At 60.3% G+C, this 18,030-nt stretch carries 6 protein-coding genes; 4 read left to right on the top strand and 2 right to left on the bottom strand.

What is annotated here, in order from left to right; all coding sequences use genetic code 11:
- The first annotated feature begins 194 nt into the window (after positions 1-194).
- From AC1RDQ_RS02515 to AC1RDQ_RS02505, 3 genes are all read left to right on the top strand, one after another.
- Positions 195-10,565, top strand: coding sequence for a peroxidase family protein (locus tag AC1RDQ_RS02515; protein WP_492586180.1), 10,371 nt, complete (start codon positions 195-197; stop codon positions 10,563-10,565).
- Complete coding sequence (locus AC1RDQ_RS02510) at positions 10,549-11,139, top strand: calcium-binding protein (RefSeq protein WP_492586398.1); 591 nt, start codon at positions 10,549-10,551, stop codon at positions 11,137-11,139. The genes AC1RDQ_RS02515 and AC1RDQ_RS02510 overlap by 17 nt, the downstream gene beginning before the upstream one ends.
- Before the next feature lie 184 nt (positions 11,140-11,323).
- A complete protein-coding gene (locus AC1RDQ_RS02505) occupies positions 11,324-11,899 on the top strand; it encodes a hypothetical protein (protein WP_223504073.1) in 576 nt (191 codons plus the stop codon).
- 467 nt (positions 11,900-12,366) lie between these two features.
- Here AC1RDQ_RS02505 and AC1RDQ_RS02500 read toward each other — a convergent pair whose 3' ends face one another.
- Positions 12,367-15,036 carry an autotransporter family protein gene (locus AC1RDQ_RS02500; protein WP_492586178.1) on the bottom strand — a complete coding sequence of 890 codons (2,670 nt, stop codon included), beginning with the start codon at positions 15,034-15,036 and terminating at the stop codon, positions 12,367-12,369.
- Between the two features lie 288 nt (positions 15,037-15,324).
- Positions 15,325-15,597, bottom strand: coding sequence for a hypothetical protein (locus AC1RDQ_RS02495; protein WP_489338893.1), 273 nt, complete (start codon positions 15,595-15,597; stop codon positions 15,325-15,327).
- A gap of 272 nt (positions 15,598-15,869) precedes the next feature.
- Between AC1RDQ_RS02495 and AC1RDQ_RS02490 the strand changes: the two genes are divergently transcribed.
- Complete coding sequence (locus tag AC1RDQ_RS02490; RefSeq protein WP_492586176.1) at positions 15,870-17,909, top strand: oxidoreductase; 2,040 nt, start codon at positions 15,870-15,872, stop codon at positions 17,907-17,909.
- The last annotated feature ends 121 nt before the right edge of the window (positions 17,910-18,030 follow it).

Genomic DNA, 18,030 nt, shown 5'->3' with positions numbered 1-18,030 from the left:
GCTCGAATCCGCTCTGCCTGATCGCCCGGCGAGCAATTCATATCGCGAATTCCAGGCGCGAATCCCGGGTCCCGGGTAACGCCAGCTCTCGCAAAAAAACATAACCAACAAACTGCGCAAGCCATCACTTGACTTGGCGCGGGAGGATTTTCTCGTCCCGCGCCTTTAACCAGACAGATCGAGGGCAATCCAAAATGGCCAATTTCAACAAGTCGGACCTGGAATTCATCCTCAAGCAAATCTTTATCGCCGAGGCGAATGCCGCCGGCACCAGCCTCATTGATTTGCTTCCCAATACCCAGGTGCCGTTCGGCCTGCGTACCGTCGATGGCAGCTTCAACAACCTGGTCACCGGCCAGAGTGATTTTGGCGCCGCGGACGCTGACTTCCCACGCCTGCTCGATCCTTCCTTTCTATCGGCGCAGTACGCCGGAACAGGGACGGTGATCGACCCGCAACCACGGATTATCAGTAACCTGGTCGTCGACCAGACCGCCAACAACCCGGCGGCCTATGCCTCAGCGTTCGACCCGGGCCTGGACGGTGTACTCAACTTCGGCACGGTGGGTAATGACGACGTACTCAAGGATGGCGTACAGATAGTCACCAGCCCCGGACTGGATGGCGTGTTCGGAACGGCCGATGACAAGGACGTGTTCTTCATGCCCAACGTGTCGCCGGACGTCGGCCTGACCGCCAGCTTCAACTCGTGGATGACCTTCTTCGGCCAGTTCTTCGATCACGGTCTCGACCTGGTCACCAAGAGCACTACCGACGTCGTGTTCATTCCGCTGCAGGCGGACGATCCGTTGTTCGTCCCGGGCAGCCTGACCAACTTCATGGTGCTGTCGCGCGCAGTGCATACCGCCGGCGCGGACGGAGTAGTCGGCACGGCCGATGATGGCCAGACCAACACCACCTCGCCGTTCGTCGACCAAAGCCAGACCTACGCCTCGCACCCTTCGCATCAGGTGTTCCTGCGCGAGTACGTCATCAACGCGGCGGGCGATCCTGTTGCAACGGGGCGCTTGATTACCAACCGCGACCTCGGCCCGGATGGCCGGTTCGGCACGGCCGATGATGGCGACGGCGAAAATGGCGGCATGGCGACCTGGGCAGTGGTCAAGGCCCAGGCCCGTGACATTCTGGGCATCAACCTGACCGACGCCGATGTGCACAACGTGCCATTGCTGGCAACCGATGCGTACGGCAACTTCATCCGCGGGCCGAACGGCATGCCGCAGGTGGTGATTCGCATCAGTAACGGTGCTGACGGCATCGCCGGGACGGCTGATGACGTCACTCAACTGGTCGAAGGCAACCTGGCAGCCCCCATCAGTCTGGCCAATGCCGTGAGCACCGGGCATGGTTTCCTCGACGACATCGCCCACAATGCCGCGCCGGTCGTCGTCGGCGGGGTTCTGCAGGCGGATGCCGACATCGCTATCGGCAATGCGCAGCCCGTTGGCCCTGGCGGCAACAACCTGACCTATGACAACGAACTGCTCGACGCCCACTATATTGCCGGCGACGGCCGGGTCAACGAGAACATTGGCCTGACCACCGTGCACCATGTGTTCCACTCCGAGCACAACCGTCTGGTTCAGCAATCGAAGGACACCATCATTGCCGCAGGCGATCTGGCCTTCCTCAATGAGTGGCTGGTGGACGACGTGGCCGCGATACCGACTACACCCGCCGAGATTGCGGCGTTGGTGTGGGACGGCGAACGCCTGTTCCAGGCCGCCAAGTTCGGCACCGAAATGCAGTACCAACACCTGGTGTTCGAAGAGTTCGGGCGGACCATTCAGCCACAGATCGACGAGTTCCTCGCGCCCACCGGCTATGACACCTCGATCAACCCGGCAATCCTCGCCGAGTTCGCCCACGTGGTGTATCGCTTCGGTCACTCGATGTTGACCGAGACCGTCGATCGCTTCGACCCCGCGTTCAATCCGCTGCTCACTGACCCCACCAACCCGGACTCGCAACTGGGTCTGATCGCGGCCTTCCTCAACCCGCTGGCGTTCGCCAGCAGCGGGGTGACTGCGGACCAGGCGGCAGGGGCGATCATTCGCGGTGTGACCCGCCAGGTCGGCAACGAGATCGATGAGTTCGTCACCGAAGCGTTGCGCAACAACCTGCTCGGTCTGCCGCTCGATTTGCCGAGCCTGAACCTGGCACGTGGTCGCGACACGGGCATCCCCACCTTGAATGAGGCGCGTCGCGAGTTTTACGCATCCACCGGCGACAGCCAACTCAAGCCGTACATCAGTTGGGCTGACCTGGCAGACAGCCTCAAGCACCCCGAGTCGCTGGTCAACTTCATCGCGGCCTATGGCACGCATAGCACGATCACGGCGGCGACCACGCTGGCAGACAAACGCGCTGCAGCCTTTGCGCTGGTATTCAACGGTGCGGGTTCGCCGGCTGACCGCCTGGACTTCCTCAACAGCACCGGTGCCTACGCCAACGTAACCCAGGCCGGCGCGGATGGGGTACTGGGTACTGCCGATGACCTGACCGGTGTGACGGTCACGGGCGTCGACGACATCGACTTCTGGGTCGGTGGCCTCGCCGAACAGAAAATGCCGTTCGGCGGCATGCTCGGCTCGACGTTCAACTTTGTGTTTGAAACCCAGATGGAGGCGTTGCAGAACGGCGACCGCTTCTACTACCTGGCGCGTACCGCGGGCCTGAACTTCGGCTCCGAGTTGGAAAACAACTCCTTTGCCAAGCTGATCATGCTCAACACCGATGTCACCCACCTGTCGAACACCGTGTTCCTGACGCCAACGTTCACCCTTGAGGTGGATCAGACCGCCCAGTTCACCGGCCTTGGCGTGGATGGCCGCGCCGATCCGACCGGCGGTATCATGATCAATGGCGTGGAAGTCGTGTCGCTGGTGATTCGCGACAACCCCGACACCGTGGGTCCGGACACCAATTATCTGCAGTACACCGGTGAAGACCATATCGTCATGGGCGGCACTGCCGGTAATGACATCATCATTTCCGGTGAGGGCGATGACACCCTTTACGGCGACGGCGGCAACGACCGCCTTGAAGGCGGTGCCGGGAACGATGCGGTACTGGGCGGCGCGGGTGATGACATCATCAGCGATTCGTTCGGCGACAACCGTCTGGAAGGCAATGACGGTAACGATGTGATCATCGCTGGCAGCATGCTTGCCGGAGGCAACCTGATCCTGGGTGGCGATGGCCAGGACTTCATCATCACCACGGAAGACATCTCCCTGACCTTTGGCGGGCAGGGTGACGACTTCATACTCGGTGCCAAGACCAACCTGCCACCTATGGGTGGCGAAGGTGATGACTGGATCGAGAAGGGCACCCAGGACGGTGCGCCTGGCGATAACGCCTCGCCGTTGCTCAATGACGATGTGATCGGCAACGACATCTTTATCGGTGGCGGTGGCTTCGACGAAATGATCGGCGAGGGTGGCGATGACATCTTTGTGGGCAGCGATGCCCAGGACAAGATGGAAGGCATGTCCGGTTTCGACTGGGTGACCTACAAAAATGACAGGATCGGCGTGACCGCTGACCTGACCATGGCCGCGCTGGCGCAACCGCATGGCAATACACCCAACCAGAATGCCGGCATATTCAATCCGGTGGGCGCCTCGCCGGCCTCGATTCTCGACCGTTTTGCCGAGGTGGAGGGCTTGTCCGGTTCAAGTTTCGGCGATGTGCTCAAAGGCGATAATGTCGATGCGGACACCATCATCAACCACGGCGGTACCACGGGCAGTGCGCTGACCAATGTCGCATTGATCCGCGGACTGGACCAGTTCCTGGCCGATGCCGGACTGCCGGTCACCGGCTTTGCCACTGGCAACATCATCCTCGGCGGTGATGGCAGCGACCTGATCGAGGGCCGCGGTGGCGATGACCTGATCGACGGCGACAAATGGATCAACGTCAGGATTGCCGTTTATGATCCGGCTGACGTCAACCATACCGGCCCTGAGATCGCCAGCTTCGACAGCATGGTCGATATGATCCCGTTGATGCTGGATGGCACCATCAACCCTGGTCAGCTCAAGGCCGTGCGGGAAATCATGCCCGGCACCTCGACGGGCGGGGCGGCCTTCGATACCGCCATTTTCTCCGGGCTTGAAGCCGAGTATGCGGTGACTGTCGACGACCGTGGCACGGACGATGTGTCGGACGATGTCTGGACAGTGGCCGATAGCGTAGCGGGTCGCGACGGCACCGATACCTTGCTGAATATCGAACGCCTGCAGTTCGCCGATAACCAGCAAGTGCTGGTGGCGGGGGAGAATGCCCAACCGGATGGCAGTCCGACTGTCTCGGATGGCAACGGCGGCGCGATCACCGTGGGCGATTTACTGACTGTCAGCGTGGCCGGGGTGAGCGATGACGACAACGTCGCGGCGGGTAATCCGCAGGGGTTGATCACCAACTCCTCTGTGTCCTACATCTGGCAGTTCGAGGCCGATCCAGGCAGTGGCATATTTGAGGACATCATTCTGTTGCCGGCTGGCGACCTGGCGTTCCAAAGCGCCAATGGTACCGCATTCAAGGTCTCTCCTGATCTCGCCGGGTTGTCGTTGCGGGTCAAGGCTATCTATCAGGACGGTCACGGCACCACGGAGATCCTGTTCTCCACGCCGACGGCTGCCGTTGTTGCCGGTGCACCGGTTACGCCAACGGCGCAGGTACCTGTAGTCGATGCCACTGCGGGTGGCGCCGGTCTTAACATGGTCCGCTCCGACCTCAACTTCATTCTTGACCAGATCAAGATTGCCGAGGCTGATGCGGCCGGTCAGGACATCCTCTCGCTGCTCCCGAACATCCGCGCGCCGCTGGGCCTGCGTACGGTCGACGGGTCAAACAACAACCTGATGAACCTCAACGGCATTGACAACACCGAGTTTGGCGCCGCCGATAACCTCTTCCCGCGCGTGGGCGATCCGGTCTTCAATCCGGCGGAAGGGGGAACGTCGTATGCGCAGAACAACGGCCTTGTGATCGACTCGCAGCCGCGCACCATCAGTAACCTGATCGTCGATCAGACAGCGAACAACCCGGCGGCCTATGCCACGGCATTCGACCCGGGCCTGGACGGTGTGCTCAACTTCGGCGCGGTGGGTAACGACGATGTGCTCAAGGAAGGTGTACAGATTGTTGCCAGCCCCGGGCTGGATGGACAGTTCGGTACTGGCGACGACCGCGATGTGTACCTGTTCGAGAACACCACGTCGGATGCGGGATTGTCCGCGCCGTTCAACGCCTGGATGACCTTCTTCGGGCAGTTCTTCGATCATGGTCTGGACCTGGTGACCAAAGGTGGTTCGGGCACCGTCTTCATTCCGCTTCAGCCGGATGATCCACTCTTTGTCCCAGGTAGCCTGACGAACTTCATGGTTCTGACCCGCGCGACCAACCAGCCAGGGGCGGATGGCGTTCTTGGCACGGCCGACGACATCCATGAGCACACCAACACCACCTCGCCGTTCGTGGACCAGAACCAGACCTATAGCTCGCACCCGTCGCATCAGGTGTTCCTGCGCGGTTATGAACTTACCGCCAGCGGCCCCGTAGCGACAGGCCGGTTGATCACTAACCGTGACCTGGGGGCGGATGGCACGTTTGGCACCGCTGACGACGTTGAAATCGGTGGTATGGCAACCTGGAAGGTGGTCAAGGCCCAGGCACGCGACGTGCTGGGTATCAATCTGACCGACGCCGATATCGACAGCGGCCCGCTGCTGGCGACTGACGCCTATGGCAACTTCATCAAGGGGCCGAACGGCTTCCCGCAGGTTGTCATTCGGGTCAACAACGGGGCGGATGGCATTGCCGGCACCGCCGATGATGTCACTACGCTTGTCGAAGGCAATCCGGCCAGCCCGGTAAGCCTCGTGAACGCAGTGCGCACCAGCCATGCCTTCCTCAACGACATCGCCCACAACGCCGTGCCGGTCGTTACCGGCGGGGTTCTGCAGGCGGATGCCGACACCCTTGTCGGCAATGCGCAGCCCGTTGGCCCTGGCGGCAACAACCTGACCTATGACAACGAACTGCTCGACGCTCACTACATCGCCGGCGACGGCCGGGTCAACGAAAACATCGGCCTGACTGCGGTGCATGCGATCTTCCACTCCGAGCACAACCGGCTGGTTGCGCAGACCAAGGACACCGTACTCGATTCGGGTGACGTGGCCTTCCTCAACGAGTGGCTGTTGACTCCGGTGGCCGCGTTGCCAACTACCCAGGCTGAGTTCGATGCGCTGCAGTGGAATGGCGAGCGCTTGTTCCAGGCTGCCAAGTTCGGCACCGAGATGCAGTATCAGCACCTGGTGTTCGAGGAGTTTGCACGGACCATCCAGCCCAACATCGACCTGTTCTTCGCACCGACCCAGGTCTATGACGTCGACCTCGATCCTTCGATCGTCGCCGAGTTCGCCCACACCGTGTACCGGTTTGGCCACTCGATGCTGACCGAGACTGTCGATCGCTACGATATCGACTTCAACGTGATAGGCGATCCGAGCAGCGCCAACCCCGATCAGCAACTGGGCTTGATCGCGGCGTTCCTCAACCCGTTGGCGTTCGCCGCCAGTGGCGTGTCGCCAGAGGATGCGACCAGTGCGATCATCCGTGGGGTGACCCGGCAAGCCGGTAACGAAATCGACGAGTTCGTCACCGAGGCGCTGCGCAATAACCTGCTCGGCCTGCCGCTCGACCTGCCGGCGATCAACATCGCCCGTGGCCGCGACGTGGGGATTCCTTCACTCAACGCGTTCCGCCGCGACATCTACAGCCAAACCGGTGACACTCAACTCAAGCCTTACAACAGCTGGGTCGACCTGGTGCAGCACCTCAAGCATCCGGAGTCGTTGATCAACTTCATCGCGGCCTATGGCACGCATGACACCATCACGGCAGCGACCACGCTGGAAGGCAAACGCGCTGCAGCTCTGGCGCTGGTATTCGGTGGAGTGGGGGCGCCGGCTGACCGCCTGGACTTCCTCAACAGCACCGGTGCCTTTGCCAACGTAACGCTGGCTGGCAGCGATGGGGTACTGGGTACTGCCGACGACTTGAGGAACGTGACGATCACTGGCGTCGATGCCATCGATATGTGGATTGGCGGACTTGCCGAACAGAAAACTCCGTTCGGCGGCATGCTCGGCTCGACCTTCAACTTCGTGTTCGAGAACCAGCTGGAAAAACTGCAGGACGGCGACCGCTTCTACTATCTGGAGCGTACCTCTGGCCTGTCGATGAACGCGGAACTTGAAAGCAACTCGTTCGCCAAGCTGATCATGGCCAACACCTCGGCCACGCACTTGCCTGGCGTGGTGTTCACGGATCCGGGGTTCTATCTGGAAGTGGACCAGGGCAGGCAGTTCAATGAAGGTCTGCTCGCCGTCGATCCGCTCGGCCCGAATGGCGAGCAGGTGGTGTTCCGCGACAACCCGTTGACCGTGGGGGCGGACACCAACTACATCAAGTACACAGGTGACGAGCACATCGTGCTGGGTGGCACCGAAAACGCAGACATACTCATCGCCAGTGAAGGCGATGACACGGTCTGGGGTGATGGCGGCAACGATCGCATCGAAGGCGGTGACGGCAACGACCAATTGCGCGGTGGTGCCGGCGACGACATCATCACCGACACTGGCGGCGACGATAACATCCAGGGTGGCGACGGCCACGACGTACTGCACGGAGGCAACGGCGTCAACCTGCTCATTGGTGGGTTCGGCAACGACTTCATCATTACCGGTGAGGACGCCTCCGAGGCCATTGGTGGCCAGGGCAACGACTTTATCCTGGGCAGCAAAGCCAACGAACAGGACATGGGTAACGAAGGCGACGACTGGATCGAGAAGGGCACTTCGGACGGTGCACCTGGCGACAACTTCGACCCGCTCGGCAACGACCCGGTAATCGGTCACGATGTCTACATCGGCGGTAGCGAGAACGATAAGTTCAACGGCGAAGGCGGTGACGACATCATGGTCGGCAGTCTCGGCTTCGGTGACCGCTATATCGGCGGCTCGGGCTATGACTGGGCGACCTTCAAGGGGCTGGCCCAAGGTGTGAGCGTTGATTACACCGACCGCTTCTTCGATGTGCCACCGATGCCGGGTTCAGGAGCTTCGGCGCTGGTGCGCTTCGACATCATGGAAGGTCTGTCGGGTTCGTCCCATGGTGACTTCCTGCGCGGTGATAACGAAGATGCGACATCGCTACCCACCGCGGGTGCAACTGGCAGTGTGCTGACCAACATCAGCCTGATCAACGGTCTGGCGGGTCTGCTGCCAGCTGGAGCGACATTCTTCGACGGCGGCAACATCATCCTCGGTGGTAGCGGCAGCGACCTCATTGAAGGTCGCGGTGGTGACGACATCATCGACGGTGACAAGTGGCTGAACGTGCGCATCAGCGTACGGGCAAACGCTGATGGCACCGGCGCGGAAATCGCCACGTTCGACAGCATGGAGCCGATGGTCCAGGCGATGTTGAACGGTACTTACAACCCGGGCCAACTGGTCATCGTGCGGGAGATCCTGACCGGCACTGACAACTTCGACACCGCGCTGTACTCAGGCAATGCGTCGGAGTACACCGTCGCTGTCGATGGCAACACTGTCATTGTGACCGACCTGGTTGCAGGGCGTGATGGCGTCGATCGCCTGACGGGCATCGAGCGCCTGCAGTTCGCCGACCTGGCGCAGTCGTCCGGTGTTGGCACCGTCTTGAACAGCGGTCCCGTGGGGCGTCTGGCAATCCTCGATGCTGCCACCGGTGCGCGTAGCGATGCACCTGTCGCCGGCCAACTGTTGCGCGTCAGCTCTCAGTCGATACGCGACGCCAACAGCGCGAGTGCGGCCAATCCGACCGGCGCGATTTTCGGTCCGGTGTCTTACTACTGGCAGGTCGAAACCATTGCCGGTTCGGGCATCTATGACGACATCACCGTTATTGCCGCCGGCGAGGCATCGCGGGTGACAGGCGCCACCTACCGGGTGGCGGACGATGTCGCCGGCCTGAACATCCGCGTTCGGGCGGTGTATCAGGATGGCAGCAGTACGCTGGAGATCGTCGACTCGTCGGGGAACAACGCACCGACCGCTGGGCCGGGCATCCTCGGGTTTGCGTTTCTGAACCAGGTGTTGACCGCGGACCTGTCGACCATCGTCGACGTCGATGGCCTCAGCAATCCGCAGTTCACCTTCCAGTGGCAGGAGACCAACGGGGTCACCTTCGTCGACATCGCCGGAGCCACCGGCAGCACGCTCACGCTTGGCCAGAATCAGGTCGGCGATCAAGTGCGCGTGGTGGTCAGTTACGTGGATGACTTCGGTGTGGCCGAAAGCATTGCGTCCGACGCCACGGCCCCGGTGACCGTCGGTGTAGTGTTTGTCGGTACCCCCGGTGTCGACATTTTTATCGGCACGCAAGGCGACGACGTGGCCAGCGGAGGTGATGGCAACGACATCCTGAACGGGCTGGGCGGCAACGACATCCTCAATGGTGACGCGGGTGATGACATTCTCATCGGGGGGGCGGGTGCCGATACCATGGCTGGAGGTCTCGGTGACGATACCTTTGAAGTCACCGACCTTGGGGACGTGGTGACCGAGCTCGCCGGTGCCGGCATCGATACGGTCTGGACCTCGCTCGCGAGCTACACCCTGGGTGCCAACGTCGAAAATCTGTATTTCGGCGGCAGCGGCAACTTCGCGGGCCGCGGCAACGCGCTCGCCAACACGCTCGTGGGTGGTGCGGGTAGTGACGTCCTCATCGGTGGCGCAGGTGCCGACACGATGGTCGGCGGTGTCGGCAGCGATATCTACGAAGTCAGCGACCTTGGGGACGTGGTGAGCGAGCTCGCCGGTGCCGGCAGCGACACGGTCTGGACCTCGCTCGCGAGCTACACCCTGGGTGCCAACGTCGAAAATCTGTATTTCGGCGGCAGCGGCAACTTCGCGGGCCGCGGCAACGCGCTCGCCAACACGCTCGTGGGTGGTGCGGGTAGTGACGTCCTCATCGGTGGCGCAGGTGCCGACACGATGGTCGGCGGTGTCGGCAGCGATATCTACGAAGTCAGCGACCTTGGGGACGTGGTGAGCGAGCTCGCCGGTGCCGGCAGCGACACGGTCTGGACCTCGCTCGCGAGCTACACCCTGGGTGCCAACGTCGAAAATCTGTATTTCGGCGGCAGCGGCAACTTTGCGGGCAGTGGCAACGCGCTCGACAATACGATCGTGGGTGGTGCGGGTAACGACGTCCTCAGCGGCAGCGCAGGTAACGACCTCATCATGGGTCGTGCAGGTGCCGACACGATGGCCGGCGGTGTCGGCAGCGATACCTATGAAGTTACCGAACTCGGGGACGTGGTGACCGAGCTCGCCGGTGCCGGCAGCGACTCCGGTCTGGACCTCGCTCGCGAGCTACACCCTGGGTGCCGACGTCGAAAATCTGTTTTTCGGCGGCAGCGGCAACTTTGTGGGCAGCGGCAACGTGCTCGCCAACACGATCATGGGGGGCGCGGGTAACGACGGCCTCAGCAGTGGCTCGGGTAACGACGTCATCATCGGTGGCGCAGGTGCCGACACGATGGCCGGCGGCGGTGGCGACGATATCTATGAAGTCGCCGACCTTGGGGACGTGGTGATCGAGCTCGCCGGTGCCGGCAGCGACACGGTCTGGACCTCGCTCGCGAGCTACACCCTGGGTGCCGACGTCGAAAATCTGTTTTTCGGCGGCAGCGGCAACTTTGCGGGCAGCGGCAACGCGCTGGCCAACAGGATCGTGGGTGGTGCGGGTAACGACGTTCTCACCGGCGGTGGCGGTAACGACGTGATGAGTGGCGGCGTCGCCGGTAACGATACGTTCGCGTTTGCTGCGGGTTTCGGCAGCGATACGATCCTGAACTTCGGAGCCAATCCGGTCGGGCAAGACTTGCTCAATATCACGGCGCTGGGGATCAACAGCGCGACGTTCGCTGCCAACGTGACCATTACGGCCAACGGGGCGGACACGGTGGTAGGGATCGGGGCGGACACGATTCACCTTGTGGGTGTCAACAGCGCAGCCGTTGATCAGACGGACTTCATTCTGGCCACTTGAGGTCCTGGTCAGTACTGTCGCAAGGAGCGTGGACAGCGGAGGGGAGGGCAATGGATGCCCTCCCTTTCTCCTTCCATTCAATTGCCCATCAGCTATCGGGGTGCCAGCAGCGTACTGGGACTCATCAAAGCAGGTTGGAACCGAACTGCGAAATCAAAGAAACAATGAAAAAGGAAACCCGGCCTTGAACACTTCAGCCATCTGCCTGTTGAGCGGTCTATTGGTTTCGATCGCTGCTTCTGCTACCGGGGTTAATCCGGTGTTCGACCTGGATTTCACCAGGTCAGCCACGGAAACGCTGAAAAAACTGCACATCAACGACGCTTGTATTATCGCCATCTCAAGTCCTGCTGCGTTTACGTTCTGCCGAGAAGGGTCATCAACGCTCTGGAAGTATCAGGCGCTGGATCTGGAGCAACAGGCGCTGATCCAGATTGGTCAAAAGCGGTCTTCGACGGACTTTCAGCAAATAACCCTTGTGGAAGTCGACAGCGTTGCTTGCGAACAGGATCACCTTGTGGAATGGGTTAAACCAACTATCAGGCATGGACTTGTCCTTGGTCTGATTACCCTGTTTCTGTTGGCCGGCCTGCGATATACCTACCGGGCGATCATGCATTGCTGTTATGACGAGGCTGGCTTTTCGAAGTTCGGCTTACAGCGATTGGACGAATCCTGGTCAGCGCACAATTCAACGGTAATGGCGTTGGTCGCATGGGGTATGGCGGCAGCTATGGCATTTGTTTACTTCGGGTTTTGAGCATGACCACAATTAGCGGATGTGCCGTTTCAAGATGTTCGCCATTCGATGTACTTTGACTCCGTGCAGTTCCACTCGCTGACGATTGATTGATTGATTGATTGACTTGCTTGATATCCTGTTTTTTCAGTTAATCCTGAGTTTCTGTCTACCTGAAAGGGTGGCTGGATCACCGTGAAATTCGCAATTGGAGTTTGCTCTGGATGAGAGCTGCTCGCTATTGCGCGAGTTGTGGGATGTATAACAGCTATTGATTCTGTTGATGGCTTATCCGTTGCTGATTGCGTTCGGGTTCCTGACGATGCTGGCGCTACTCCTTCCTGGATGCAGATGCTCCCTATCTTTCGATACAGAGCATCTTCGTTGAGCATCACCCTTGTTGATCGGTTTTCATACAGTCTGCAGGGCACCATTCTTTAATTACAGAACGGCCGTAATGGGGGTGATAACCATACGAGCGGCCTCGCTTACCAACTCACCCTCACCCCCGCATTGCCACTCACGCCTTCCAGGGCATTGGTGTCCAGATTGGTGTTGTAATCCGCCGCCAGGTACACGCTGACCGTTGACGATAACCGCGCCACCACACCCACTCCGAGATCGGCAGAGGACGATTTGTGATCACTCTTGATCCGGTCCACGTCATCATAGGTCACGGTGTCACTGCCGCCAAAGGTGCGCCAGGTGTTCGCCCGGACGTAGGGCTCGATGGGCGTGTTCTGTACCAGGTAGCGCCCTTTCAGGCGTGCACCGAGGCGACCGGTCCAGTAGTCCTGGGAGTCGAACGAGACCTTGGAAATACCGTCGTTCTGGCTGTCCATATCGATCTGCTGGTTGATCACCTGGACCTGTGGCTCCACCACCCAGTGCTCGGAAATTGCAATCGGATAGCCGGCTTCGGTGGACAACGCCAATGCATGGCCCTTGCTGTCCATTTTCACCCCACGGTCGGATTTGTTATCGCCATCCAGGCGCGTGCCCATGGCCACAAGGTCAACGTACCAGCCCACGGTTGGATCGGTGAGGGTCCAATAGGCGCCGAAGTTGTCGCCGTCGAGTTCGACCCGCCCCGAACGACGGTCCTGGAAGCCCTCGGCGAAACCTTTGACATCGCCCTGCAAGCGGCTCTGGCCGACGAACAGGCCGAAGCGTTGGATCTGCCCGCCGCTGGTTTCGGAGGCATACAGGTCATGGCCCACTTGATAGCCCTTGGTAGAACCGTCGAAGCTGGGGGACACGGTGCCGGTCCAGCTCTTGTTGAAATCGCGGCCATAGGCACGACCCCAACCGGCCGGGACGGCACCGGTTTCGCTCAACAGGCTTTGTTCGCCCTGGCGGTCGTGGAACGTGCCCAACGCTTGCAAAGTCATCAACTGCGCGGCTGGCACCACCACCGAATACACGGGCACCTCCAGGCGGTACAGTGGAATAGGATCGGCACCCGCCACCGCCGTTGGCAGCGGCGGAGTGGTGGCGGCAGGCTCCGGTGATACTTCGGCGGGGACCTGGGTTGGCGGTGTCGCGGGGGGCTCGACTGGCGCAACGGGTTGCGGTGTTGGCGGTTCAACCGGTGGTTCATCCGGGCCTACTACCGGCGGTACGGGCGGAATCGGTGGCTCTGGCACCACCACGGGCGGTACCGGCGGCTGTGGCGGCACAACGGGTGGTTGCACCGCGACCACCGAAGAGCGCAGGTACCAGTTGTTTTCCGAGCCTGCCGTTACACCCCCCTTGAACAGATAGTACTCATAGGCCCCGGCAGAAACCGAGCCTTTCAGGGCAAAGGCATCGGTAGTGCTGACTGCGCCGTTGAGCGCCTGCACCACTTCGATCCCGTTGCTTTGCGTCAGGCCGCCCAGGCCACTGAGATTGGTCACCGCCAATTGGGTATTGCCGCTGATGCTGCCGTCGGAGACCACCAGTTTGTCAGTGGCGGAAGTATCGTCGCCGAGCACGGTTTGCAGCCACAGCTGGCCGTTGTTGCCGACGTAGTTGCCGTACACCGTCAGCGAGTCCGCGGCGCTGTTGCTGCCGGTGGTCATGTCGATGGTGCCGGCGTTGATGAGGGTCGCCCGCTGGCCGGCGGTGTAGGGTCGGATGCTGCCTTGGGTCACCGCCAGCACGCTGGTGTTGTCGATGGAAACCGTGCCGGCATTACTGGCGCTGTCGCCGAGGAAAAAGTCGCCAGCCAGGTCAAAGTGCGAATTGTTGTTGAGGTTGACGGTTTCCCAACCGATGTAGCGGGAGGCCGTGTTGGAAGTGGTGTTGTCGAAGGTCAATTGATCATTGCCCAGGCCGCCGTCGATCGATGGGGTGGCGCTCAACAGGCTTTCGGTCAGGCCGCTGAGCAGCGCGGTATCGTTACCATCACCCATCAGCACGGCGGACTTGATCTGGCCGCCATTGAGCCAGTTGAAGGTGTCGTTGCCGAGGCTGGTGCGGATCTCGCCGTTTATCACGCCGCCGCTGACAGTGATGCGGTCGTCGCCGCCGCTGACACTGATATTGCCGCCAATCGTACCCCCGGTGACGATAATCCAGTCGGTACCAAATCCGGTGACGAGGTTGCCAAGGATCGAGCCGCCGGACATGTCATAGATGTTGTTGTCCAGTTTCATGTCGACGCGGCCGATGGTGCCGCTGGTTTGCTGCGCCACGTCGCCATCTTCAAAGGCGCCGACGATGGTGCCGCCGGTCATCAGGAAGGTGTCGCGGCCGTCGCCTTGAGCCAGAGACTGGATCTGCCCGCCACTCATCACAAAGTCATCGATGCCATTGCCTTGGGAAACCGCACCCGTGACCGCACCGGCACTGATACGGAAGCGATCGGCACCATCACCCTGAGTGATGCTGCCGACGATTCGTCCGGAGTTCATGTCGACGAGGTCGGTGCCAGCCCCGGTAACAATGTTGCCGTTGATGGTACCGGTGCCGTCAATCGGGAGGGTCAGGATGTTGTTGCCCAGCAGGTCGGTCAGGCCGACAGGGCTGCTGCCACTGTCGCAGACATACGCATCGACGCCGGGGCCGGGAGTGAGTACGCAAGCCGCTTGCGCCTGTTGTACTGCCAGACTTAAAAGCGACAACGCCCCCACTTGAAGAAGTCCATTTTTTCCTGCACTAAGCGCAAGGTGCATAAGATCCCTCTTATTTAATGTCATTCTGATATTGTGTGGAGGTTTTATTTTGTAGTTATATCTAGACCATCAATACGATATCTACAAGGAAATGGGCTTGTGGTCCTTTCGTCGATTGCCCAGGACCTCAGCAGGGTGTTGCAGGCGAATAGAAAGTTAAAATCCACAACGCTGAGCTGGGAAAAACGGATGAGTTCCGCTCTTCGATTTAGTACCTCTGCTGGGTATGAGTGAGACAATTTCTGTTTTTTCGCCATAAGTGGGTGGTTATATTGTCTTCCAGTTAGTTTAAATTGTTTTTTCTGGAATATATCGTGTCAAAGATTGCGTTGTTTTTACTTTTTGGTTTTGTGTTGTCGGATTACGTGCTCGCGTCACCCAAAAAACAAATGCTTCTAAAAGTGCGTCGTACATGAATTGCGGTTCAGGTCTGGCCACGGCCAAGCGTGTAGCCCAGTTGGAGGTGTGCTTCAGAGTGCCGCCATTCAGCGCCGCACCGCGAAAACTCCTCTGGCAATGGCCCGACATCACGACATAAAACATTTCACACACGGCGTCCATGCTGGTTTTTAACGTTCCCGCGACACGGCTGGCTATGGCTGGCTGATTCCATTCTTAATGCAAATAATTCCAATCGAAGTGAAAACTCATGACCGCAGGTCGTTTTTGTTTTGAGTCATTCCCGTTAGCCCAATGTTGCTGCTCATTTCGATCAATAAGTTGTCATTTACGGTCATTGAGGGATGACGGCACGACTCTTAGTCTGTCGAACATGACTGATGGGGGCCGCAGAGCTCCCGCACTTTCCGTGATCGCTCGATGTGGAGTTACCGATGACCGCCGCTCAATACCCGCACCTGTTGGCTCCGCTGGACCTGGGGTTCACCACGCTGCGCAATCGCACCCTGATGGGGTCGATGCACACTGGCCTTGAAGAGAAACCGGGTGGCTTCGAGCGCATGGCGGCGTACTTTGCCGAGCGTGCCCGTGGCGGTGTCGGCCTGATGGTCACCGGCGGTATCGGCCCGAATGACGAGGGTGGCGTGTATTCCGGCGCGGCCAAGCTGACGACCGAAGAAGAAGCGCTCAAGCACCGTATCGTCACCCGTGCCGTGCATGACGCGGGCGGCAAGATCTGCATGCAGATCCTCCATGCCGGTCGTTATGCCTACAGCCCGAAACAGGTTGCGCCAAGTGCGATCCAGGCACCGATCAACCCGTTCAAGCCCAGGGAGCTGGACGAGGAAGGCATCGAGAAGCAGATCAGCGATTTCGTCACCTGCTCGGCACTGGCGCAAACCGCCGAGTACGACGGCGTGGAAATCATGGGTTCCGAAGGTTATTTCATTAACCAGTTCCTCGCCGCCCATACCAACCACCGTACCGACCGCTGGGGTGGCAGCTATGAAAACCGCATGCGCCTGCCGGTGGAGATCGTTCGTCGCGTGCGTGAAGCGGTAGGCCCGAACTTCATCATCATTTTCCGTCTGTCGATGCTCGACCTGGTTGAAGGCGGCAGCACCTGGGAAGAGATCGTTCAACTGGCCAAGGCCATCGAGCAGGCCGGCGCGACCATCATCAACACCGGTATCGGCTGGCACGAAGCGCGGATTCCGACCATCGCCACCAAAGTGCCGCGCGCGGCGTTCAGCAAGGTTACGGCCAAGTTGCGGGGTTCGGTCAATATTCCGCTGATCACCACCAACCGTATCAACACCCCGGAAGTCGCCGAGCAGATCCTGGCCGAGGGCGATGCCGACATGGTGTCCATGGCACGGCCGTTCCTCGCCGACCCGGATTTCGTCAACAAAGCCGCTGAAGGTCGTGCCGATGAAATCAACACCTGCATCGGTTGCAACCAGGCCTGCCTCGACCACACCTTCGGCGGCAAGCTGACCAGTTGCCTGGTGAACCCGCGTGCCTGCCACGAAACCGAGCTCAACTATCTGCCCGTGCAGCAACTGAAGAAAATTGCCGTGGTCGGTGCCGGCCCTGCCGGTCTGTCCGCCGCGACCGTGGCCGCCGAGCGTGGCCATCAGGTGACGCTGTTCGATTCGGCCAGCGAAATCGGCGGTCAGTTCAACATTGCCAAGCGCGTTCCGGGCAAGGAAGAGTTCTACGAAACCATTCGCTACTTCAACCGCAAGTTGCAGACCACCAACGTCGAGGTGTGCCTGAACACCCGCGTCGACGTGGCCGGACTGGTCGAGGGTGGCTACGACGAGATCATTCTGGCCACCGGCATTGCGCCGCGTGTGCCGGCCATTCCAGGGGTGGAAAACGCCAAGGTGCTGAGCTACCTGGACGTGATCCTGGAGCGCAAACCGGTCGGCAAGCGCGTCGCGGTGATTGGTGCCGGTGGTATCGGTTTCGACGTTTCCGAGTTCCTTGTGCATGAAGGCGTCGCCACCAGTCAGGATCGCGCCGCGTTCTGGAAGGAATGGGGCATCGATACACACCTTGAAGCGCGCGGCGGTGTCGCCGGTATCAAGGCCGCGCCCCATGCGCCGGCCCGCGAGGTGTTCCTGCTGCAACGCAAGACGTCCAAGGTCGGCGACGGCCTGGGCAAGACCACCGGCTGGATTCATCGCACGGGCCTTAAGAACAAACAGGTGCAGATGCTCAACAGCGTTGAATACCTGAAGATCGACGACGAAGGCCTGCACATCCGCATCGGCGAAACCGGCGAAGCTCAGGTGCTGCCAGTGGACAACATCGTGATTTGCGCCGGGCAGGATCCGCTGCGCGAGTTGCATGAAGGCCTGGCGGCGGCGGGGCAGAGCGTGCACCTGATCGGCGGCGCGGATGTCGCGGCAGAGCTGGATGCCAAGAGGGCGATCAATCAGGGGTCGCGGTTGGCGGCGCAGTTGTAATTCACGTAATCAGGCTGTTCACAAAACTCTGTGGCGAGGGGGCTTGCCCCCGTTCGGCTGCGAAGCAGTCGTATTGGGGCCGCTTCGCACCCCAACGGGGGCAAGCCCCCTCGCCACAAGT

The sequence above is a fragment of the Pseudomonas sp. GW823-FHT02E01 genome (assembly GCF_058797535.1).
The sequence above is the reverse complement of the archived record's forward strand: the minus strand, read 5'-3'. Positions and strand labels throughout refer to the sequence as shown.

What these genes read in the sequence shown, in the direction of transcription:
- AC1RDQ_RS02500 (WP_492586178.1), bottom strand. Translation starts at nt 15,036, where the DNA reads ATGCACCTTGCGCTTAGTGCAGGAAAAAATGGACTTCTTCAAGTGGGG.
- AC1RDQ_RS02490 (WP_492586176.1), top strand. Translation starts at nt 15,870, where the DNA reads ATGACCGCCGCTCAATACCCGCACCTGTTGGCTCCGCTGGACCTGGGG.
- AC1RDQ_RS02510 (WP_492586398.1), top strand. Translation starts at nt 10,549, where the DNA reads ATGGGGGGCGCGGGTAACGACGGCCTCAGCAGTGGCTCGGGTAACGAC.
- AC1RDQ_RS02495 (WP_489338893.1), bottom strand. Translation starts at nt 15,597, where the DNA reads ATGGACGCCGTGTGTGAAATGTTTTATGTCGTGATGTCGGGCCATTGC.
- AC1RDQ_RS02515 (WP_492586180.1), top strand. Translation starts at nt 195, where the DNA reads ATGGCCAATTTCAACAAGTCGGACCTGGAATTCATCCTCAAGCAAATC.